The sequence below is a fragment of the Desulfosoma caldarium genome (assembly GCF_003751385.1).
Classification (GTDB): Bacteria; Desulfobacterota; Syntrophobacteria; order Syntrophobacterales; family DSM-9756; genus Desulfosoma; species Desulfosoma caldarium.
The window spans coordinates 167,813-190,335 of record NZ_RJVA01000015.1 but is presented as its reverse complement, the minus strand read 5'-3'; the positions used below and the strand labels follow the sequence as shown (position 1 = coordinate 190,335).

16 protein-coding genes and 1 other RNA gene are annotated in these 22,523 nt (G+C 57.6%); 2 read left to right on the top strand and 15 right to left on the bottom strand.

What is annotated here, in order from left to right; all coding sequences use genetic code 11:
• The 7 genes from EDC27_RS14420 to EDC27_RS14390 all read right to left on the bottom strand — a co-directional run.
• Nucleotides 1-1,801, bottom strand: a 1,801-nt coding sequence (locus tag EDC27_RS14420; RefSeq protein WP_245994611.1) for an FAD-dependent oxidoreductase, incomplete at its 3' end; no start/stop codon positions are given.
• Between the two features lie 28 nt (nt 1,802-1,829).
• The gene (locus tag EDC27_RS14415; RefSeq protein ID WP_123291331.1) at nt 1,830-3,464 is read right to left on the bottom strand and encodes a glutamate synthase-related protein; all 1,635 of its coding nucleotides are present in this window, start codon (nt 3,462-3,464) and stop codon (nt 1,830-1,832) included.
• A complete protein-coding gene (locus EDC27_RS14410) occupies nt 3,443-4,558 on the bottom strand; it encodes a class II glutamine amidotransferase domain-containing protein (RefSeq protein ID WP_123291330.1) in 1,116 nt (371 codons plus the stop codon). The genes EDC27_RS14415 and EDC27_RS14410 overlap by 22 nt, the downstream gene beginning before the upstream one ends.
• Nucleotides 4,559-6,146: 1,588 nt before the next feature.
• Nucleotides 6,147-6,536 (bottom strand): hypothetical protein, encoded by a 390-nt coding sequence (locus EDC27_RS14405; RefSeq protein WP_123291329.1) that lies wholly within the window; start codon nt 6,534-6,536, stop codon nt 6,147-6,149.
• 453 nt (nt 6,537-6,989) lie between these two features.
• Nucleotides 6,990-7,268, bottom strand: a complete 279-nt coding sequence (locus EDC27_RS14400; RefSeq protein ID WP_123291328.1) for a hypothetical protein — start codon at nt 7,266-7,268, stop codon at nt 6,990-6,992.
• 80 nt (nt 7,269-7,348) lie between these two features.
• Nucleotides 7,349-10,144, bottom strand: coding sequence for a bifunctional [glutamate--ammonia ligase]-adenylyl-L-tyrosine phosphorylase/[glutamate--ammonia-ligase] adenylyltransferase (gene glnE / locus EDC27_RS14395; protein WP_170161845.1), 2,796 nt, complete (start codon nt 10,142-10,144; stop codon nt 7,349-7,351).
• The gene (locus EDC27_RS14390; RefSeq protein WP_123291326.1) at nt 10,125-11,600 is read right to left on the bottom strand and encodes a hypothetical protein; all 1,476 of its coding nucleotides are present in this window, start codon (nt 11,598-11,600) and stop codon (nt 10,125-10,127) included. Before EDC27_RS14390 ends, glnE begins: the two co-directional genes overlap by 20 nt.
• A 364-nt stretch (nt 11,601-11,964) precedes the next feature.
• Here EDC27_RS14390 and EDC27_RS14385 point away from each other — a divergent pair, with 364 nt between their 5' ends.
• Nucleotides 11,965-12,417 (top strand): hypothetical protein, encoded by a 453-nt coding sequence (locus EDC27_RS14385; RefSeq protein ID WP_123291325.1) that lies wholly within the window; start codon nt 11,965-11,967, stop codon nt 12,415-12,417.
• A 44-nt stretch (nt 12,418-12,461) separates the two neighbouring features.
• Here EDC27_RS14385 and ffs read toward each other — a convergent pair.
• The 3 genes from ffs to EDC27_RS14370 all read right to left on the bottom strand — a co-directional run bounded on the left by ffs (nt 12,462) and on the right by EDC27_RS14370 (nt 14,309).
• Nucleotides 12,462-12,717: signal recognition particle sRNA large type (ffs, locus tag EDC27_RS14380), an RNA gene on the bottom strand.
• Between the two features lie 126 nt (nt 12,718-12,843).
• Nucleotides 12,844-13,473, bottom strand: a complete 630-nt coding sequence (locus EDC27_RS14375; protein WP_148045782.1) for a hypothetical protein — start codon at nt 13,471-13,473, stop codon at nt 12,844-12,846.
• A gap of 116 nt (nt 13,474-13,589) precedes the next feature.
• Nucleotides 13,590-14,309, bottom strand: a complete 720-nt coding sequence (locus tag EDC27_RS14370; protein WP_123291323.1) for an HAD family hydrolase — start codon at nt 14,307-14,309, stop codon at nt 13,590-13,592.
• Nucleotides 14,310-14,477: 168 nt separating this feature from the next.
• Between EDC27_RS14370 and nadB the strand changes: the two genes are divergently transcribed.
• Nucleotides 14,478-16,145, top strand: coding sequence for an L-aspartate oxidase (nadB, locus tag EDC27_RS14365; protein WP_123291322.1), 1,668 nt, complete (start codon nt 14,478-14,480; stop codon nt 16,143-16,145).
• Nucleotides 16,146-16,469: 324 nt separating this feature from the next.
• Here nadB and EDC27_RS14360 read toward each other — a convergent pair whose 3' ends face one another.
• The 5 genes from EDC27_RS14360 to EDC27_RS14340 form a co-directional block, all read right to left on the bottom strand.
• Nucleotides 16,470-16,919 carry a hypothetical protein gene (locus EDC27_RS14360; protein ID WP_123291321.1) on the bottom strand — a complete coding sequence of 150 codons (450 nt, stop codon included), beginning with the start codon at nt 16,917-16,919 and terminating at the stop codon, nt 16,470-16,472.
• A gap of 24 nt (nt 16,920-16,943) precedes the next feature.
• Entirely contained in the window at nt 16,944-17,732 is a 789-nt protein-coding gene (locus tag EDC27_RS14355; protein ID WP_123291320.1) for a hypothetical protein, read from the bottom strand.
• 227 nt (nt 17,733-17,959) lie between these two features.
• A complete protein-coding gene (gene qrcD, locus EDC27_RS14350; protein ID WP_123291319.1) occupies nt 17,960-19,201 on the bottom strand; it encodes a menaquinone reductase integral membrane subunit QrcD in 1,242 nt (413 codons plus the stop codon).
• Between the two features lie 37 nt (nt 19,202-19,238).
• Nucleotides 19,239-20,000: a menaquinone reductase iron-sulfur cluster-binding subunit QrcC gene (gene qrcC, locus EDC27_RS14345; RefSeq protein WP_123291318.1), complete on the bottom strand. Its 762-nt coding sequence runs from the start codon at nt 19,998-20,000 to the stop codon at nt 19,239-19,241.
• A 74-nt stretch (nt 20,001-20,074) separates the two neighbouring features.
• Nucleotides 20,075-22,483, bottom strand: a complete 2,409-nt coding sequence (locus EDC27_RS14340) for a molybdopterin-containing oxidoreductase family protein (protein ID WP_123291317.1) — start codon at nt 22,481-22,483, stop codon at nt 20,075-20,077.
• Between the last annotated feature and the right edge of the window lie 40 nt (nt 22,484-22,523).

Below are 22,523 nucleotides of genomic sequence, written 5' to 3'. Positions count from 1 at the left end.
TCCATGTTGCGTTTGAAACCATGACGCGCAGCCTCTCGCGGGCACGAAACAGCGGATAGCTTCTTCGTGGAATACTATAACATGGGACCCAACACTTACCAAAGGACGCGGGTTCCTGAATATCGATCAAGGTTACCGTTTCAGCGCCGAGTCGATACGCTTCCGTGGCCGCATCGCAGGCCACGTTGCCGGCTCCGATGATCACCACGCGGCGGCCCACCTTTGCGTCATCCTGCCGCGCTTTTTGTAAGAATTCCAGGGCGGGAATGAGCCGTTCCTTGCCGGGGACCGGCAAGAGGCGGGGCTTTCGTGCCCCCACGGCGATGACGATCATGTCGTAGTCCGCCTTGAGTTGCTCCACATCGTGTTGCGTCAGCTCCTGTTGAAGATGCACGTGAGGCAAAACGCTGCGCAGGCATTCCAATTCGGCCTGAACCACCTCATCGGGAATCCTGGTTTTGGGAACGGCGGCCGTGATTTTGCCTCCTAGTTCGGGAGCGCGATCGTAGAGCACGGCTTCATGGCCCAGGCGGCGCAGTTGCCAGGCCACGGAAAGCCCGGCGGGTCCGGCGCCAATGATGGCCACTTTCTTGCCGCTTAGAGGCTCAACCGGCGGCAGCTTGGCCTTGAGGCTCGCTTTGCCCAGTCGCGTCACATCCACGGGAGTCATGCGAAGCCCTTGCCGCGTGCAAGATTGCATGCATAGATTGGGGCACAGGTACCCGCAAACCGTGGCCGGAAACGGCGTGTAGGCCAAGGCCATGTCCACGGCTTCGTCCACACGACCTTCTCGAATGAGCCGCCACCGCTCATGAACCGGTATACCCGTAGGACAGGAGGCCTCGCAGGGTGCCGCATATTTCTTGTTTTGCCACACGGGCACGTATCGGCGCAGACGTCCCGTCACGATGACCGGTATGGGACTGCGGTCCAGGTCGGTCAGATCTCCGATGAGACCTCCGGGGCCCAGTTCTCGCTCCCACACGTCCCGATGAAAAGCGCTCATGGACGTGCGCGGCACGGCCGCCTTTTCATGAGGGCTTCGCGCTTCCAAAAGCTGCCACTGGCTGCGCTGAGCAAAGAGCGGAAAGAGGTGCGTTTTGCGAATTTTTTCCAGAAAGTCTTGAAGATTCTTGACCAACCAATGCCAATCGTTGTCGCTTAAGGGCACCAATTTGGCGTCGGCTTGGCTGTACCCGCCGTGAGGGCCTCGAAAGAAGATTTTTCCGCCCACCATGCCCACGCACGGCCGATACCCCAGAATATTGCCGGGGTTGGCCGGTTCATGGCCGCAGATGACAGCGATGCCTCCGGCCATGAATTCGGCGAAATAGTCCCCAACGGAACCCAGCACCCACAGTTCCGGGGGCGCAAACCGAGGATTGTGTTTCGTCATGGTCATGCCGCGGGCGCCGATGCTGCCGGCAATAAAGATTTTGCCCTGGGCCATGGCGTTGGCCACGCCGTTGCCGGCATGGCCGTGGACGATGATTTCCGCTCCGGCATTCAACCAGCCCACATCGTCCGAAGCCGGTCCCAAGGCTTCGATGACCGTGTTGGGAAAGCCCATGGACCCTAAGCGTTGTCCCGACGTGCCGTGGACGGTCACATGGACGGGTTCGCCGTCGGAACGCCACAGGCGGCCTCCAATGCCGTGCTGGCCGAAAGCTTCCACTTCCAGCCGCCGATGGCCTTGGGCCACGGCCTGCTGCAGGCGTTCTTCCAGTATTCTCGATTCCAGGCGTCGACCGTGTTCGCGCCCAGAAATCCAATAGGCATCTTGCATCATGCTTTGTTCCATCGCTCCTTCACCTCACGGTCGGTCTCGTCTAGACCACGTATGCTATGTGCAGCCGTTGCGCCGCCGCGGCGTCATCGATTCCCAAGGCGTCCGACATGCCGATGGGAAGGGACGTGGAGCGGCCCAGAGGGGCGACGATCTTCTTGAGTTCCTTGTCAAAAGCGACAAAGACATCCACCAAGCGTTCCGCCACCTTTTCGGGATCCAGGCGTCGGTACAGGCGCGGATCCTGGCTTGTGATGCCCTTGGGGCACACGCCGATGTTGCACACGTTGCAACGATCGGATTCCGATCCCAAACAGCCGGCCGTGGCCTGCATGATGTATTTTCCGGTTTGGACCCCGCTGGCGCCCAACATGATGAGGGCCGCCGCGTTGGCGGCAAGATTTCCGTTTTTTCCAATACCGCCTCCGGCAAACAGAGGCAGTTCGTTTTGTTTGCCCAGGCGCGCCAGCGTGAGGTAGCCGTCTCGAATGTTGGACGCGATGGGATGTCCCATGTGGTTCATGGACACGTTGTAAGCGGCGCCCGTGCCGCCGTCTTCTCCGTCGATGGCCAGTCCCGCGGCGTAGGGGTTTCGCGTGAGGTTGTTCAAGACGGCCAGAGCCGTCGATGTGCCGGAAATCTTGGGATAGACCGGCACGCGGAAACCCCAGGCCATGGACATGGATTGGATCATCTTGGCCACGGCTTCTTCGATGGAATACTTGGTCTGATGCGTCGGCGGACTGGGTAGACTCACCCCCGGCGGCACGCCCCGAATGGCGGCAATGAGCTTGTTGACCTTGTACCACATGAGCAGGCCGCCGTCCCCAGGTTTGGCGCCTTGGCCGTATTTGATTTCAATGGCGCAGGGGTCTTCCTTCATTTCAGGTATGGCATGGATGATTTCGTCCCAGCCGAAGTAGCCGCTGGCGATCTGCAAAATGACGTATTTCAAGAAGCGGGATCGCAGCAGGCGCGGCGGGCATCCACCTTCTCCTGTGCACATGCGCACGGGCATGCCCAGTTCCTCGTTCAGATATGCCACCCCCATCTGCAAGCCTTCCCACATGGTGGGCGACAGAGCGCCAAAGGACATGCCGCCGATGATCAAAGGATAGATTTCGCGAACGGGGGGTATCCAGCCGTTTTCCTTAAGAAGCCTCAGGTTTTCCTCAGGGGGCAGCACGCGCCCCAGAAGGGTGCGCAGCTCGAATTCGTGGCGGCCGGCATCGAGCGCCGGATCTGTGAGCATGGAGATGCGAATGAATTTAATACGGTCCAGAATGCCTCCCGGAACGTTGCGCCGCCCGCCGCGTCGCCTGGGCTGACCACCTCGATTGATGTGAAACCGCAACTTGTCCAATTCCTCGGAGCGATAGGCCATGATGGCATCGTTGGGGCATACCATGGAACACATGCCGCAGCCGATACAGGCATAGGCCGGGTCCGTCTTTTGACGAATGCCGTAAAAGACCTTGAAAACGTTGGACGGGGCCTGCGACACGCCAAGGGGCGTGTCCACGGTACGCTTGCGAAACACGCCCAATTCAATGGCGTGCACGGGACACACCGTGGTGCAGCGGCCGCACAACGTGCATTTGTCAAGGCTCCAGTGCACCTGCCATGGCAAGTCCCGAAGACTCAAGGAACTGGGGCTTATGTATCCATCTGCGAGCATAGCCGAACCTCCTGGCGATCCGGTCCCACGATCACCGTGTCAAGGTGCATGGGTTGAATGTCCTTGGACTTGTCCCGATCGGGAACCATGGCGTCCAACCCGCACAGTTCCGAAGAAAAGGCGTATAGGCCGGGCCTGCCACCCACGACGCCGGGGCGCAGTTTCTTTCGATCCTGCACCATAAAGACGCGCTTGTCGGGATGGCAGCCGATAACGCAGTTGGGCCCATCGATGATCAGGCGCCGACAGGACCTCTTAAGGTGTTTCAAAAAGGTGCCGTTGGAATGTTTTTCCAGGACCTCATCTTGAAGCGGCGTGATGATGTGCTTGTAGTATGCCACATCCAGCCCTAAGAAATGGCGCATATAGTGCATGATGTGCGTGAAGACCTCGGAATCGGACTGATACCCCATGTAGCCGGGAAAACCTCGCGATGAGAGGAACTCGCGAATGGGCACAAAAGCCGTGTTTTCCCCGTTGGTCATGGTGGCAATGCCCTGTAGGAAAAAAGGGTGGCACGCATAAAGATTGATGGCATAATTCGTATTTTGGCGCCCTTGGGCTAGAATGATGCGCGCATGGAGTTCTTTGCGGTCCAGCCGCAGATATTCCGCCACGGTCATGGGATCGCCGATTTCCTTGATCATGATGCAATCGGGCCAGAAACTGAAGACGATCATATCTTGCTTTTCCTCACCCATTTGACGCAACTGCAGCCGCACCTGCATGAGGCGATTGCGGATTTCGTCCCCCGGCAGATGATCCCATTCCTCGGGCAGTTCGTAGGCTCGAATAAGGTAAACGTCGCGTTTGGGCACGCCGGGCGGCGCCGTCTTGGGCGTTTTGATGGACAGCTTGTATTTGGTCATAAAGCCGATTTCCATCATGAAACTGTCCAGGCGCTTGAGCCCCTCGTTGGTGAAGGTGCCGGAAAGAATGGGCGCGCCCTCCAATTCTTCCCACGGCCCACCCAGGTCACTCAAAAAGAGCCCCACCCCAGACCCGTCATGGCCTTCGCGCATGACATCCAAGGCTTCGATGGCCTTCATGGGGGACAAAGGTTCCGTGCTGGTCAAGGCACATAGCCGACACATGGCTGATGCTTCTCCTTCCTAATTGTTCTTTTCCGGGACGACGTTGTCCGAAAATCAAGGCAAGAAAGGCCCTTTCATGGTTGAAGGGCCTTTTCGAACAGCGGTGTTCGATGGTGGAATCCAAACGTCATTGTCTGGAGGGGATGTAAGACTGACAAGATTGTCAAAGCGTGTCAAATAAAAAAATGCTCACCTGCCGTTCATCGCATGTCCTGCCGCAGTGGACGCCACCTTGGGAGGATCGTCATGCGGTTCGACCCACCAAGGGCGAATGCGCCTCAACTCAGACAAGGAGTCGGTCGAACACAAGGGGAATGTCGTCCATCTGTACCGTGCAGATGCGATAACATTCCGTGTTGCTCGCTTCAGCGTAGAAAGGCACGAGCCGGTTCCGGTCCCCGGGCTGAGGTGCGCTTCGTCTGAGCTTGATTTCGGGTCAGCACCTTGTGTTTGATGAGTTGTCTCGCGACTTCTTTGCATTCGGTGGCGGCAGCGCCGAACCCCTTGGCCAAGATGTGTGGGCCAAGATCCAAGAGCCCTTCGAGAGCGTGGTGCCAGGAGCACTCGGCCGCCGCTGGGTTTCAAGGGGCGCTGCCAAAAACTTCGCGGTTTCCCAGGGGAAGTGTCATGACCCCTAAAAATCAAGATCAAAATGTGCGTTCAGGTGACCGCGCTACTTTTGGCTTGTCTGTTGGGATCACGTAGGGACAGCCCTTGTGGCTGCCCCTACGTGGTGCCCCGGTATCGATGGGCGTACCCAAAAGGCAGGCTCGGGGTGGAGCCCATCAGGGCAGGCGACATTTTCACCTCGTGCCCATACCGACGGGTTTAGATCGTTTTAAACCGCTGCACTCCATCTGGCAGCGACATCCGCACCCCATTCAGCAACAACATTTGGACGACATTCCGCAAGAACATTTAAACCACACATCGGGCCACTCCATCGTAAGGGCAGCCACAAGGGCTGCCCCTACATGGGCCAGACACGGGGGCCTGCCCCTAGGCGAGGCATCCATGCCCATTGCCAGGAAATCCGGCCGTTCGACGGTGTCATGACCCTTAGGAATCAAGACCAAAATTTTCGTTTTGTGTGCGAGGTGCTCTCGCTGTTGTCCTCTTGGATCCAGCCCTCGATCATCTCCTTGGCCTCATGAAAAGACGAAAACAGGTCGAGCCAGATACACTCCTCATTACGCGTTCTCATGAACCGCTCGATCATCCCAGGGGTGATGACTTCAGGGCGAAGACCCCAAGCACGCTCCAGCTCGAGATAACGTTTGGACGTGAAGACGCGCTCGTCGTCACTTATCAGGGCAAGCGCCCGGGAGGCGGCTTGATTCTTTTAAGCCATCAAATGAGCGCATCTTCCAAAGCCCCTTTTCGCCACCTTGGCGTTTTGTCGCCGGCTGATGCGATAACGCCCAATCTCCCGGTTCCAACAATCCATCACCCCAACCCCATGACACCACCCGGAATCCGAGCAGAAAAAGGGGATCATATCCGTTGCCCACCGCTCATGGGGACCTTCAACTACCGAGGCTTTCTTTTGAACACGAGGCCGCATGCCTCCATGACGTTGAGACAAGGTTCAACCTTGGCGCGCCATGATTCGATGGGCCTTTTTCTTGTTGACAATCACGCCCATAAGCCGACGACGCTTGACGCTGATCTTTCCAAAGCCATACCGGAGATAACGCTGGATAAGCTGATAGATGGCCTTTTCCACCTGCCGATCAACCCCCGCCGGCTTGCGCCTTCGAGGCTTGTCGTTCACCGTCGACCAACAAACCCCGACCCACTCAGCGACCTTGCGCAAACTCACCTTATGGCCCTGGGCCTCGAGCTTCGTTTTCCATCGTAAAACGAGCTCTCTTCCTCGCAGACAATAGCCTCGGCTTTTTAAAACCTCGATCTGCAGCACCCGTTGATCGCTCTTTTCACGGTGCCGCTTCAGATCCTTCTGCTCGACCGCTTCCACGGATTTCGGATAGACTTTGAGGGCCTGCGTCCCGAAGGGAATGAACGTATCGATCCATTGGTGGATCTCGCTCTATTGGCCATCGTGCTCGCGTGCCACATCCATGATGGTTTTGTGGCCCTTGAGAATGTCCAGCACGATCTCCGTCTGATGATTGACCGTCCATCTTTGCCTTCAAACTGGCTTAACCACTCTTCTTTATTCTTTCTTATTCCCCCTTTTTTGCGGACCAGACCCTACGCTTATGGCTGGTCCGGTCCGGTGCGGGGTCACCATAGAAGCCGTCGAGTGCTTTCAACCATGCATCGAATCCAAGCGTTTCTCTCGGTGACCACAGATAGAGGTATGCCTGACGGTGTCATCGGGCGCCCTCCTTGAGGATCACGCGCATGCGCTTTTTCTTCCAGGGCATGAGGTCCTCGGCCCGCCGAAAGACATAAAGCTCGTAGCGGCTTAATCGTCACGGTCGCCGTCGGGGTCCAACAATTCACCGGGAGTGACATTGAGGGCCAAGTGGGGATCGGCTTTTGGCAAAAACACCGCATTCACACGGTCCACATCGGAAAGGTCTTCCAGAACAATGGCAATGCCGATGCCATCTCGAGGGGAGAGTCTCATCCCGTGCCGAGGTTGCACGCCGATGTCCACATTCGAGGCCGAGGGGACCGGTTCCGCTGCGCTATCCATGTGCAGGCGCCGGGCGATTTCTTTCGATCGGCTTTCAAAAGACATATGGGTCCGCGAGGCTGTAGGGCGAGGGCAATTGTGTCAGAGGGCGTATCGCACCGCCTAGGGATTCTGTTTCGATCATCTCACGATGTGGCAACATGCCACGGCGCATCCTCACAAAGGCTCTGAAAGAGACGGCGGATACGACGGCGCACGGCCAAAAGGTCTTCCCACGTTTCCATGGGACGGCTTTCGGCCGCCGCAGGCCACAGGCCAAGGCGCGTCATCTGCTGAAAATGCTGCTTGCTCACGACCGATCCCGACCGATGGGTCATGAGGTGGAACCGATGTTCCAACATGCGCAAGCCGTGAAAAGCCTCGAGCATTTCTGCGGAGGTTCGCGGGCCGTCCGGAACGTAAGTCAGGGCTTCCCTCAAAAGGGCCGCCGTGGATCCCCTCTGTAAAGCCGGGTTTTTATGGCCGTGAATGAGTTGCAGTCCCTGGGTGAGAAACTCTAGGTCCGCAAGCCCTCCAACCCCCAGTTTAATGTCTACGGTATCGTCCCTTTCCACGGTTCGCTCTTCCTCCATGCGTCTTCGAAGCTGACACAGGCGGGGCCAGACCATGGCGTGGGTCCGCTCTCGAAAGCACAGACGATGCACGGCACGCTCCAGAGCCGATCCCAGAACCGAGTCTCCGGCCACGAACCGAAACCGCAGGAGGGCTTGAATTTCCCAAATGTCCGCCTTGTTCGTGTAATAGTCCTGCCACGTGGTTCGCGTCACCACCAGTGGGCCATAGGATCCCGTGGGGCGCAGGCGAGCGTCCACCTCATAGCCTGGCCCCTCCTGCAGTGGGGTGCTCAGCATGCGCATGAACCGCTGCAGCATGCGAATGACCGGCAGGGGAATCTGGTCACTTTTTTCACCTTCAGGAGGGTCATAGACAAACATCAAGTCCAGATCGGAAAGGTAGTCCATTTCTCGACTACCCAAGGAACCCAAAGCGATAACGGCCAGGGGCAGGTGAGGGTCAAGGCCCACGGCGTCCATGACGGCGCGCAGGGTATGGCGGACCACAAAATCCGCCAGGTCGGCGAGTGCGCTTTCTAAAGCCTCATGAGGCATGGCGCCGGCCAGGTCCGCCAAGGCCAGAAGCATAAACCGTTCGTTCTTGAGGCGCCGCAGCCATTCCAGTCGTTCTTCGTAGGAAGAGGCCTTGTCGAGAATCCCTTTGGCCAACGCTTCCCACTGCGGGTGTGGCACCTGGGCCACACGCCACGTGCTCAGAGCTTCCACCAGGCTAGGCTGGTGGGTCAATAGGTCGGCCACAAGGTCGCTGCGCCCCAGGGCCGAAACAATGACCGGGATCAAAGCTCGATGGGTGCCGAGAAAATGGAGCAAGCCCGGGCGCCGGCGAACTTGGGTCATGTACCGGTCCACGCGGGACGTCATGGTCTTTTGGGTGTCCACATCGACCCCGGCGACAAGAGACTCAGTCGCCCTGAGAACGGCCGTTTTAAGAGGCGTGGCCAGGCCGTCCAAGGACGGAAGGAGTCGACCCACGGACGATGCTGTCAAGGAGAGAGAGGCATCGTCGGTGTCTGGCTCGACGTGGCTTTCGTCTTCCTGAGAGCGTTTGGGGGCGTGGGGTTTAAAGAGGGCGGTGAAATGCCGGTGCACCGCTTGAGTGTGCATGGTGAGGGCTTCCTGAAACCGAGTCCAATGGCCATCAAAACCGAGGGCCCCCGCGAGCCTTTCCCGGGCTTTTGTGGAAGATGGGATTTTTTGGGTTCGGCGGTTTTGATCCAGCTGTATCCAATGTTCCACGCGACGCAAAAACACATAGGCTTCCCGAAGTTCCTGGGCGGCGTCCGCCGGAAGAAGTCGAAGGGTTTTCAGTTTCTCCAAAGCCGTCAAGGTGTTAGGTTCGTCCAGCTGGGGCATGCGGCCTCCGTAAATAAGCTGAAAGGACTGGACGAGAAATTCCACTTCACGAATGCCGCCCACTCCCAGTTTGACGTCAAAGGGTGCGTCCGCGAGCTGAGAACGCAGTTCGTGCAAAATGCGGTCGCGCATGCCCTTGAGTTCATCCAGGGCCTGAAAATCTAGAAAGCGTCGAAAAACGAACGGGCGCACCTCGTGCAAGAACGCCATGCCCAGAGCGCGGTCCCCAGCCACAGGCCGAGCTTTCAAAAGCATCTGGCGTTCCCAGGCTTGCCCTTGAAGCAGATAGTGGAAAGCGGCGCCGGCAACGGACGGCACCAGTTCGCCGTCTTTTCCCTGAGGTCTCAGGCGAAGGTCCACATGAAAGACGCGATCCCCTTCCACGGAATCCGCCAGAAGACTCACCAGCTTTTGGCACAAAAAGCACAGGGTTTCATACAGGCTTTCGGTGTTGCCGCGAGGAGTGGAAGTCCTTTTGTCTTGACGCAAAAAGAGAAGATCGATGTCCGAAACATAATTGAGTTCTCGACCTCCCAACTTTCCCAAACCCAGGAGGCTCAGGCCATAAAGGTCGAAAACCTTTGGCATTTGAGCGGCCACGGCCGAGGGCGCCCAAAGATGGGGGTGATCCCGAAGCCATCGCAGACCTCCTTCCAGAGCCACCTGAGCGAGATCGCTCAATTGTGCCGTGGTTTCCGATAGGTCTGCCAGCCCCAGAAGATCGCGGCCTCCGATGCGCAAGAAGTGCCTTTGTTTGAAGCGTCGCACGGCCTTTTGCGCATCGATCCAGGACGCCGCCTTGACCAGGGTGCGGGCCAAGTCATCGTAAAGGTCGGTGATGGCGTAGCGTCGAAGAAGATTCTTGTGATCCCAGAGCCAGGCCACGTCTTCCGGTGAACGGCGCAGAAGCGTGGCCAAGTACGTGGAAGCTCGGCTGATTGTTTCCAGCTCGTCGGCCATGGCTTGTTCCGCCTCATGCATGCCCGTGCCCATGGGCCTTCGTGGGCCTTTGCGTCCAAAAACCACTCGGCATAGCATCGCCCATCCGGCGGCGCTCCAAAGCGCAGAAGACCAAGGCGTCCAGCGTGTCAAAGACTTGCTGAGAAAGACCGGTGTGGCTCATGCCTCGACCAAACAGGGCGTCCCGAAGCGCGTCCACCTGCGCGTTGACCGGCTGCAGCTTATTCACCGGGCCTTGATGACTCGCCACCTTTTCATGCAAAAGAAGTTTACGGGCTTGCCGACAAAAAAGGCGCGTGTTTTCTAAAAGACCTTGGGCCAGATCATCCCAGGGTGTTGAGGGATGCGCGACAAGCTTTTCCTGCGCACAGTAGGAAACCACGAACCGCAGACACACCGCCAATGACCCGTACTCGAGCCCGCGCAGGCCGCGCTGCCACTGCAACAGCCACGGACGGCGCCAGCGCCACAGAAGATGCCTTTCCCCAAAGGCGATCAAGGATTGGGCTTCTTCCAAGGCTTCCTCCAGGGCTCGAAACGCCGTCACGCTGGGAACCGGCACAATGAAAGCCTGTCCGTTGGGGTGAAGGGCTTCCAAGGGCGTGATGGATACCGAACCGTTGTCGATTGCCTGGGAGACCTGCGCGCAGGGAACCGATGCAGCAGGCGAGGACGGTTTCCTTCGTTCCACGTCCATGGGATGGCACGTCTTCTGAAGGGCATTCAACATGCTCGCCAAAAGGCGTCTTCCCCAACCCTCGGGCATTTCCAGGTGAGGGTAGGAGAGTACGGCCATACCTTTGCCCACTCGACAGCTCAGAATGGCCGCCTGCCCATCAAGCAGCTCGGGATTCAGATTGATGCCGTAACTCTTTTCCAAGTCCTTCCATGAAGCGCCGCATCGGGCCACATCGGCGGCACACAGATCCGCCACCCAGAAGTCTTCTCCGTAACCTCGATACCGAGCCAGGACGTCCACGCCCAAGCCGTTATCCCAGGCAAACTGGGAAGGCCACCAGATGGAGACGGGAATCCTCGGTGGAAGATTTTTCCAGAAGGGATGGTCCTCATTCCCTTCGATCCACACTTCACCGCTGGCATTGGGCAATCGTTGCGACAGGTTCTTTCTTTGTATGGGCACAAGATTGAGAGACGATGTGCCGGCAAGGGCGAGCCCTGCGCCGCCGCAAAAACCCACGTAGCCGCCTCCGCTTCGCACAAAGGCCCGCATCTGTTCCAGACCTTCCGGACCCAAAGCCCGCGCCTTGTGCGCAGCCCAACCTCCGGGCACCATGAGCACGCGATGATTCCCAAGCGCCTGGGCTCGTATCTGAGCAGCGGTCACGAGGCGATAAGGCACACCCATGGTTTCAAGGGCTTCCACCAGCACAAGACCCCAGACTAGAGATTGGTCCCAGAAAAGGGCGACAGGCGGTCCCGTCCACGGGCTCGTTTTTTGAGCATCAGTTTGATCGAAAAGTCTCGACACGGCTCGAATCCTCTGCGGCTATGAACTCGTCTGGGACTGGACCTTGTGAAAGCCGCTTTGGCGGCGACACCTCATTGCATCTTGCGGCGCACCTGCAAAACCAATCCCCAGACTCTGCTCGGACATCCTGCTCCGCGTTGGGCCTACACTATGGCCAGTTTTTTTAACGGCTCATTTTCAAACCTATGCATCTTCTAGATGCGCACTGAAAAGCTTGAGAAAAATCGCCCGAAGGCTCAAGGTTTTTTGGCCCCAAACTCGTGTTTCCGTCAAAGTGTTTTGCGCTGCTTGTCATGGGCCCAAGAAGGCGTTAGCTTAAAGCCGTCATCCATGGCAACTTTTTTCTCTACAGGAAAGGAAAGGCATGAAGTCGTCGAAAGCGCCCATGGGTTTGGATCTGGAAATTCAAGCCAACGCCGCCGACCCGTCCCGATCGACGTTTGAGATTCGATGGAAGCGGGAGGGAGCGACGCCCACAGTCTTTGTGCGATGCGGGTCTGTGGATGAGTTGCGTCAAGCCGTGCGCGACCTAGTGAGAAATCTGGAAGGCCTTGTGCATCGGGCCGAAGAAGCCGTACAAACCATGGAAGCTCAACAGAAAGCGGATGAGGAGAATTCCATGAGTCCCTCGGATATTTGGCAGCAGATGGAACAAGCCTCTTCGGAAGAGGCCATGTTTGCCTGCTTCAACGCTCTGTCGGAACCCAAACGGCGGGAAGTGGCCGAGTGGATTCTGACGCACGTGAGCATGTTCAAGGGTCGAGGGCCCATCTTTGCCGAGCATTACAACATTGTGACCCACACGCTGGATGAATGAGAGGGTGTGGAAAGGTCAAGCCGCGTCCACAAAAAGACCCTTGGTCGTGCACCCTTTGTCGAGTCGCCTGGTGCCGACCCGCCTTTCCTGCCTCACCCAATCAGAATAGACCTCGACACAGACCGCAATGCTTACCGCTGCTTCCTTCCGGACCTGACGGGGTTCACATCCGTCTGTTGCGAGGTGTCCGACCGGTGAAGCAGTTCCGTACGGGCCCCCCAGCCGATCCCTCGAAAGGGAGTTCGGCCCCGCTGAGCGGATTTCGGGTTCAGGGAACCGCTAGCTCCCCGCCTAGCACGACCAAGGGCGAATGCGTCCTCGTGTCTGAACGCCATCCTTGCCGCAGGCCGGCCCTGCACTATCCTTTCTATCTACCATAAACGAACGGCCATGACAACGACAACCTCCGCTTTGGCGCACGCGCGGCTAGGGGTTGAAATCATTCCGCGGCCCCTCATCAGCCTGATCCAAAAGGAGCGGGCAAGGATTCAGGTCGCACAGCCGATCGTAAAGGCTTTGTCCCGCATCGGGCACCACATGACGCCATCCTCCAAGGTAGACCAATGGGCTGGGCTGAAGCCTTTCCAGGGTGGCGCGAACCGTTTTTTCCAACCATGCTTCTCTCTGCTGCCGCAAGGTAAAGTCCTCATTCCAGTGTCGGCGCTGGGCGCCGGGCTTTGCCTGGGTCAAGGCGCGACGCGCCAGAGCATATTCGTCCGCCGCCGAAAGAGGCGACGGTAGGCTAGATGTGAGAAGGCGGGCCAGGTTTTCTGAAGATAGCATTTCGGGCCAGTCGGCTACAAATAGACGGCTCGCTTCTCCGGTATCCACACAAAAGAGCGGCGTGCCGATTTCGCGAAATCTTTGAAAGGCGGCTCGATATTCAAAGGGCAGAGTGCATTGGCGAAGAATAGGCTGAATGAAGGGGGAGCGCAGCGCGAGGGCCACAGGGATGCGGGTCATGGCCGTAGCTTTATGAAGGTTCTGCAGCAGGAGCTTCAACAAGAAACGGCCGTGTTTTAGGCGAAAACGCACGGCAAAAGGGCTTACTTCCACCAGGATGACCTGGGGATTCAGTGCCCTCAAAAGTCTTCGGCATCGCCGCAAGCCATTTGGGTCACGATGAGATGTGCCCACAAGAAAAAGACTTGGAAAACGCCGGGCATCACAAGTCATGGGGTCGCCGAGCCGTGGCTCAAACCCGTGCCGTCCAAAGTCGTGGCCAAATGGGCCTGTAGAGCATGAAAGGAGGGTACGTGGAGGTGCGCGGAAAGCGACGGGTTTTTGTAGGCGGCGAAGACGACTCCGGTGTTTTGCGCTAACAGTGCATCCACTTGGGAGTCTCCCACAAACAGCACATGTTGGGGCGGCGCGCCAAAGGCTTTGAGAATCTTTTCCATGCTTTCGGGATGCGGTTTGGGATGGCTCACATCCGCTGCAGTGACCACCAGGTCGAAGGCGCTGTCCAGGTGAAATGAGGCCAGAAGGTCCCGTGTGGAGACCGTGCGGTTGGTGGCCAGCGCCACGTGGCATCGAGGTTTCAGGTAGCGCAGCAACTCATCCAAGCCCGGCTCTTTCTTCAGGTAGCGGTTGAACATACGAAAATCCAGACCCTGACAAAACGCCCAGGCCTCTTCGAGAACCGGACCCGTACCCAGGAGATATTCCAGGGATTCCCGCGCCGAGTGCATGTGGATATAGTCCATTTGGTCCGGCTGAAGGGGAGGCCGGCCAAACCGTTCCATGACAAGATTGTAAAAGCGCACGTTAGCTTCTCGAGAGTCAAACAGCACGCCATCGCAATCAAAGACGACCACCGAAGGCAGCCCCGGCCCAAACAGGCTCTGGGAGGGCAAAGGAATGTTGAGACTATCGGGCGAAGCGATCGTCATAAGTAGCTCATTGCTTAAGAAGTGATTGATCTTCCAATACTTTACACAGCCTCTCTACTGCACTAGAGTTGCCCCTGTCAAGAACGGCCGCCACGCGATGTCGGATTTTCTAGTTGTGGCCACCGAGCGCTTGGATTGGCTCTTAAAGACTTAGGAAAGGATGCGGGCATGGAACATCGTTTTGATTTCTTGGTCATCGGCAGCGGCATTGCGGGTCTGACCTTTGCCTTGAAAGTGGCGCAAAAGGCCACCGTGGCCGTTGTGACCAAGAAAGACAAGCTGGAAACCAGCACCAATTATGCTCAGGGAGGAATCGCCTCGGCGCTGGGCCCCGACGATTCCTTTCAGTTGCACATCGAGGACACATTGAAGTCGGGCGACGGGTTGAGTCGACCCGAGGTGGTTGAACTGGTGGTGCGGTCGGGTCCCGAGCGAATTCAGGAACTGGCGTCCATCGGCGTTCCCTTTTCACGGGGCCAGAGTCCTAATTGTCTTTTTGACCTGGGGCGTGAGGGAGGGCACAGCCGAAACCGCATCGTGCATGCCGAAGACATGACCGGGCAGGCCATTGAGCGGGTGCTGGTGGAAGCGGTGGAATCCCATCCCAACGTGGCCATCTTTGAAAACCATCTGGCCTTGGACCTCATCATCGATCACCAGGCCATTCGCGCCGGATCCGTGACGGTGCAGCAGAGACAGTGCTGTTGGGGCGCTTATGTTTTGGATGAAACGAGCGGTGAGATTCATATTTTTACGGCCCACGCCACATTGCTGTGCACCGGCGGAGCAGGTAAGGTGTATCTTTACACGAGCAATCCCGACGTGGCCACGGGAGATGGGTTGGCCATGGCCTATCGAGCCGGAGCATCCCTGGCGAATCTGGAATTTGTCCAGTTTCATCCCACCTGCCTCTATCATCCCCATGCCAAAAACTTTCTCATCTCGGAAGCCGTGCGCGGAGAAGGCGGCCGTCTTATCGACAAGCGGGGCCGCCCGTTCATGGAAAAATATCATCCGCTCAAGGACCTGGCTTTCCGGGACGTGGTCGCTCGAGCCATCGATACGGAAATGAAAAGAACGGGAGACGATTGCGTCTATTTGGACATCACGCACCGAGACGCCGAGTTTCTCAAACAAAGGTTTCCCAATATCCACAAGAAATGCTTCAGCCTCGGCATCGATATCACCAAGGACCCCATTCCGGTGGTGCCGGCGGCCCATTACATGTGCGGAGGCATCGTGACAGACCTTTGGGGCCGAACGTCCATCGAAAATCTCTACGCCATCGGGGAATGTGCCTGCACGGGACTGCACGGGGCCAACCGTCTGGCCAGCAATTCTTTGCTGGAAGCCGCAGTGTTTTCGCATCGCGCCGCCCTTCATTGCCTTGAAAACCTGCCTCGATGGCAAAAAAGAGCGTTCCCTCGCGTGCCGGAAGTGAACATCGAAACCTCGGCAGGTAATGGATTCCAGAGCGAAATGATACTCATTTCCCACAACTGGGATGTGATCCGCCGGCTCATGTGGAACTACGTGGGCATTGTGCGCACCGATAAAAGGCTTCATCTGGCCAGCTTGCACATTGCGCAGGTGCGCATGGAAATCAGGGAACATCTACCTCACATTCCATTGCACCCCGACCTCGTGGAATTGCAAAACCTGGCTCTGGTGGCGGAACTCATCGTGCGCTGTGCCATCACGAGAAAGGAAAGCCGAGGTTTGCACTACAACGTGGATCATCCGCAAAAGGACGATCTCCATTGGCGAAAAGACACGGTGCTCACCCGCTGGAAGGAGCCCGCCTTGCCGGCCATGAGCCTGTCCCGCCTCGATTAGACACAGAGAAAACTCCACGTGCTATTCCCGCAAAAGGTAGGATCGAGTCTTTGGAGACATGGGACGTGGACACACGCCGCCTCATCCCCGCAAACGCGGGGATCCAAGGAGTTCCTTCAGCCCAATGAGCTTTGGCCGCCCGTCGAATCGAGGCCACGGTTTGCGGAAAGGGCCAAAGCGCAAACTTTCGAACGACTTGCTCAGACCTGGAAGAAATAGTGGCTCCCTGAACTCTCGCTGCGGCTCAAAGGGCCACACCTCGAGACAAACGGCGACCTTGGTGTGCGTCAAAAGCGATGGGCTGGGCCGGCGGGGCTGCCCGTGCTATCGAGAAAGGCCGGCGATTTTGGGGGGGATGGCTGCGGTCGTGGCGTCCAGGGCTTCGGGATCCACCACGGCGGTGGAACGGTCTTCCAAAAGCTTTCGGGGATTGTGTTCCACCTTCATGGTCAGCATGCCGCCCATGATGCTGATTTCATAGTTGCGGTCCGACAAATCCACGTGCTTTAAAGCTTCGCGCATCTTTCGGAATTGCCTCTGCGCCTTCTTGTATATGTAGTAGCAGGCCGTCGAGCCGACGGCCAGGCTGAACAGAAACACCCAGAGCGGCGTGGCCAGGACTTTGCCCAGCGTGATGATGACGGCCATGAGACCGAAGACAAAGAGCACCTGAAGGCCGATGATGAGGTAGAGATAAAAAATGCCCTGATTGATATCGGGCTTTTTTTCTTCAGGTTTTTGCTTTTTTTTCTTGAAAAGGCGGCTGAAGAACATGGGCGAATCCTTTCCCCGGGCACATTAAGCGTCGGAGCGGGGCTCGGAGTGCGAAGCCGTCAGCAGTTCCAGAGGACGATTGTCGCACGCTCGATGGTATTCGAGCCGAAGTTTTTCGATTTCCACTTGGTTTTGAAGAACCTGCTTCGACAATCGATAACGCAGATAAATGATCCAAATCAAGATACCGGCCAGGAATAAGGCGCCTCCAAAAACCAGAATTTTGTATTCTTTGAGAAACGTCCAGGTCACGCGGCCGAAGTCGCCCAGCAGATTGGGAACCATCCAAAATAAAATGACGCTCACCACGACCAGGATGCCCACGTGAAAGACAGAAATGCCTCGGAACAGTTCAAAGACGGAACCCAAACGCCCTTCGGCGGATCCCATCTGGGCCTGGGCAGCAGGCGGTGGCTCCGCATCGCCGTATAGGAGACTCAAGAATGCCTTGATGGCAAAGGCGATGATCAAAATGAGGCCTACCGGAATCCCCACGGCCGCGGACAGCCAGGCTCGAAACGGAAACGGGCGCTCCTCGCTGTGCAGCTGCATGCGATAGCGGTCCAAGGGCCCAAAGGTACTTTCAAAGACCATTTTTTCGTAACTCGACAGGGTGCTTCCCGTGGTCTCGTAAACCTTTTGTCCTTCCGTGTTGGTGATAATCAGCCGCGTCCTTTGACCCGCCTGACTGGCTGCCGTCAGGTAAATAAGGGTTTCGAGAATGAGCAAAAAAAGCACCGTCAGGGACAGGACTAACTTCAAATGGTGGTGGCTTTCAAAGAAATCCAGAAGCCGGGGTTTTTCGGTACGCATGAAAGACCAACGCCTCAGCCGTGATAAAGTTATTCAGAAGGTCGAAGGGTAACACCTACAACAGGGCGTGTCAAACCCTAAGGCCGACCCACAAAAGCCACAGGGAGCGAGGCGTCCCTGCGCCGTCGCTCCCTGCTATACCCTGTACCGCTCCAATGAGCACCGAGCCCCCTCAGACTCACTCCTGAAACCGAGTTCATGAGAGGAACAGGTGGATCTGAGCGCTCTCAAGGATTCAGCTCTTTTTCTCTCGGGAATATGGGCAGATACCGATACGACAACGACACGATGACGGCCCCGTAAGCCAGCATGGCAATGCACGGCGCCCATTCGGCCCATGTAGGGATGTAGACCGCCCACTGATCAAAAGGCATCACGGGAATGGCCAACGCTTGCACGGTCATGACGAACCGGTTGATGACGATTCCTGCGCAGTTGAGGAAGAAGCCCAGGAAGAGCAGGCCGTTGGAATTCCTGGTCTGGGGCGTGAGCAGCAGAATGACCGGAAGGACACCGCAGACGCCCAGTTCTGTAAAGAGAAGCCACATGCCGTAGGGCGCCTCGTAGAAGTCGCTGAGCTTGAATCCGAAGCCGGGCGCCGTGTCCAGGGCCCAGTAGAGAGTATCCAGGGTTTTTAAGATGAGGTAGATCAGAAGCAAGCTGCCGGTGACCTTGGCAATCAGTTCATAAACACTGCGGTCCACAAGAGTCTTGCGACTCACCTTTTCGATGATCCGGCAAATGAGTGCCGTAAAGGCGGGACCGCAGGCCATGGCCGAAAGGGTGAACAGAAAGAAGGTCCAGGGCCAGATAAAAAACCCGGTGCGGTAAGCAAAGGGGCGTCCGAACATGACGCCGGGCACACCGCCCAGAGAGCCCTGATGGAAAAAGCTTAAAAAGGTTCCGGTCATGGCAAAGATGGCCATGATCTCATGGAGATTATGCCCAAAGATGTGCAGGGGTTTCACGGCGTCCAGCTTACGATTTTCCAATATGATGGGCACAAATTCGATGATCAACACGATGGCGTAACAGGAAATACAAAAGATGACTTCCGTGAGCATGGAATGCACGTTGGCGTGCCAGTAGCCGAACCAGCCTCTAAGCGGCTGCCCGATTTCCAAAAGAAGCACCAACAAGGCACCGGTGTAACAGCAAAACCCCACAATGACGGCCAGATTGATGATCTTGTGAAGCTCTTTGAGTCGAGGAAAGAATCGGGACAGGCCGTAATACATGAAGCCGGAAAAGAAGGCTCCGGCACCCAAAGCGATGATGCCGAGATCCACCGTGATATAGAGCCCGAAGCCGAAGTAGTTGTTTAAACCGGTAACGTTCAACCCCTTGATGAGGACGGTCAGGCCGGCGTAGATGCCCCAGGCGATCACCGCCAGCAAGAACAACATCCACAAGCCAAAAACCGGCAGTGGGCACCGCTTCACACCTTCCGGAATCAAAGCCTTATCCATAGCGGACTCCTGAAAAAGTCTAGGAATGCTCAAGACATCACAGATTGTTGTCCGACTGACGCCGTATCCACTGCGCGGAACTCAGGTAATAGACCTTGGGTTCCGTGTGCAGTTTTTCCAGAATGCGAAAGGCTCGAGCATCCTTGGCCAGCTTGGCCACCTCACTGTTCGGGTCCTTGAGGTTGCCAAAGGTGATGGCGCGGGTGGGGCACGCTTCCGCGCACGCCGGCGTGTAGACGACCGTGTCCGGGTCTTCTCCATTGAGTCGAGCGCGGTCTCGAGCCAGGTTCAAGCGGTGATGGCAAAAGGTGCATTTTTCCACCACACCGCGCATCCGCGGGCTCACCTCGGGTGTGAGCATGGCTTCCATGGATTTGGGCCATGTGGGATCCCACCAGTTGAAGGAACGGGCATGATAGGGGCAGGCCACCATGCAGTAGCGGCATCCGATGCAGCGTACGGCCACATGGTCCACGATGCCCGTGTGTTCGTCGCGAATGGTGGCGTTGACCGGGCACACAAAAGTGCACGGGGAATGGTGTGGCGAATCGCAGTGCATGCAGGGCCGAGGCAGCATGGCCACGCGATAGTCGGGATAGTCCGCACCGTTTTCCAGCCGATACAAAGTCATCCAGGACAAGGTGCGCAGTTTGTCGCTTTCATCGGGCCGAAAAGAGACGTTGTTTTCCTGCTGGCAGGCCACCGAACAGGCTCCACAGCCGGTGCACTTGTCCAAATCGATGACCATGCCGTAACGGACCTTGCTTTCCGCATGCTCCGAATGTGCGCTTCCACTCATGGGTGACATCCTCTGTTAGGCTGACAACCACAGGCCGCTAGGACAGAAGCCGGGCGACCGATGCATTGAATTTCCTAAGCCCGCCGAAGTTGGGCTCGAGTCGCCCACACCGTGCCCAGACCCGTCACGGGATCCAGCTGTACTTCGACGAGGCTGTTGGCATTGAAGCCCTTGTTCTGCACATAGGCGTCGTAGGCCGTGTGCCCGAATCCCTGAGGCACGGCTACGACCCCGGGCCGTACTCCCGTCGTGATCCGCACCCGCACGCGGGCTTCTCCTCGAGGAGTCTTCAGCAGCGCAGATCCCTTGTCGGTCAGTCCTAAGGACCGCGCCGTTTCCGGGTGAATGTCCACGAACACGTCTTGGGCGCGCAGAAGATCGTCCGGAAGCAGTTTGTTCATGAACGGAGCGTTGGGCACATAGCCTTCCGAAAGCATCAGCGTGGCGTAGGTTGTGAGCAACAAGGGGTATTCGCTTTCGTCGCCCGAAGGTTTCAGGGGATGAAACCTCGGCAAGAACAGTTCGTCGGAAGCCGAAGGGGAGACGCTGGACATGAGTCCCTGGCAGGCCAGTTCGTAACGCTGCGACGGTGTAGCAAAACTTAGCGGCGTGGGCGCCGCATCCACCCAGCAGGCTCCGGCTTTGAGCTTGTTCCACAGGTCTGTGGCGTCCTTGTAATTGGGTGCCAAGCCTCGATCCGCGGAGACCCTGGCAGGGTCAAAGCTGCCTGCAGCCGCCACCAGGCCCGATCGGGTTTCTGCAATGACCGAAACCCTTCTCTTGAGCACTTCTTCGTAAGACTTCCACGGAAGGCTTTGCGCCACGCCGCCCCCCAGCGCCGCGGCCAGCGAAAGCACAACATCTCCGGTGGACCGCGTGTCATGGTGCGGCTTCAAGATGGGGGATGCTAGCGCATAGGTGGCCACGGGGGCGCCGGGTAACCCGATGACGTCATCGAGCCGTTCCAACGCGTTGTGGTTGGGAAGGACCAGATCTGCCCACTGCGAGGTTTCGTCCATGTAGGAAGAAAAGGAGACGACCATGCCCGCCTTTTGAAAGGCCTGGGTGACCAGTGACGTTTCCTGCAAACTGTAGACAGGGTTGGCTTCGTGGACGAACAGGAGTTCCACGGGATATTCGGACCCGGCCGCCATGGCTTCCAGGAAGAGCATGACCGTGTTGACGGGAACCTTGGTGCGAGGCACCGTGGCAGGGCGCCCCAAGGCGGGTTGTCCAAGCCCTCGGTAGGCTTCCGCATCCAGAACGGGTTCCGGAAATACCGTCCATGGATCATGGGGCACCAGAGCCAGTGTTCCGGCAGGTGAGAGATTGCCCAACAGGGCGTTGAGGGCCAAGAAGGCCAGGTCGTGGTAAAGGTTATTGGGTTTCTCTCCCTTGTCCTGGCCCCAGACCACCAGTGGATACTTTTGCTGCGCCAATTGCCGAGCCAGTTCCTGAATGGTTTGAGGCGCCACGCCGGTGATCTTGGACACCTCGTCCAGCCCGTATTGGGTCAGCACCAGGCTCTTGAACCCTTTGCGCTGCGCGCCCGAGAGGTCCACCCAATCTTCAAAGCCGAAGACCTTGTCCGCCACGAAAGCCGCATCGTAGAGTTTTTCCCGCACCAGAACATGTGCTATGCCCAAGGCCAAAGCCGCCTCCGTGCCCGGCTGGCAGGCAATCCAGCGATGAGCCTTGGACGCTGTGAGGCTCGCTCGAGCATCCACGTGAACCCACAGTGTCTTGGGAACCCCGAGTCTTTCTGTCTGCCAGAGGCTAAAAATCTGTTGCAAGTAAACGGGACTTCCCCAGCCTTCCAGCAAAGGGGCACCGAAGGAAAGCACATAGGAGGCTTTGTGCCACCGAAATCCGATGTCTGCGTCGGTGCCCGTGGTCAGCGCCACGGCCAAGCGCGCGCTGTCGGAGGCATCGGGCATGGTGTAAAAATTGGGGGATCCGTATGCCGTAAGAAACTGCCGCCACAGCGGGGCTATGGTGGAGCGTTTCTGGCCGGTGAGGCAGGCCACGGTATGGGATTTGCCCTCGGCGCGCAGCTGGGTCAGTTTGGTGGCTACCTCTTTCAGGGCTTCATCCCAGGAAATTTCTTGAAATCCCTTGACATCGCCTCGCGCCCCCTTTTGCTTCAACGGCTTGGCAATGCGGTAGGGGGCATAAAGGTACTGCAAACCGGACGCCCCTAAGGGACACACGCCGCCCCTGCTCAAGGCATGCGCCGCATTGCCCGTCACGGCCACGGCGCGGCGGCCGTTGACCAAACGAACCGTGATACCGCACCCTCCCGGGCACATCTGGCAAATGCTGTGCACGCGCGTGATCTCGCCCCGCTCGGGCGACGGCCGCCACGACCAATTTTGCGTCCATATGGCGGAATCGTCGGCTAATTTCCAGGGGATAGGGGTGAGCAACGTGCCCCCAATGGCTCCGCCCACAAACTGTAAAAACGCTCTTCGCCCAAGACTCATTCCAAATCCCTCGCGTTCATTCGGTTAGGGACCTCATGGG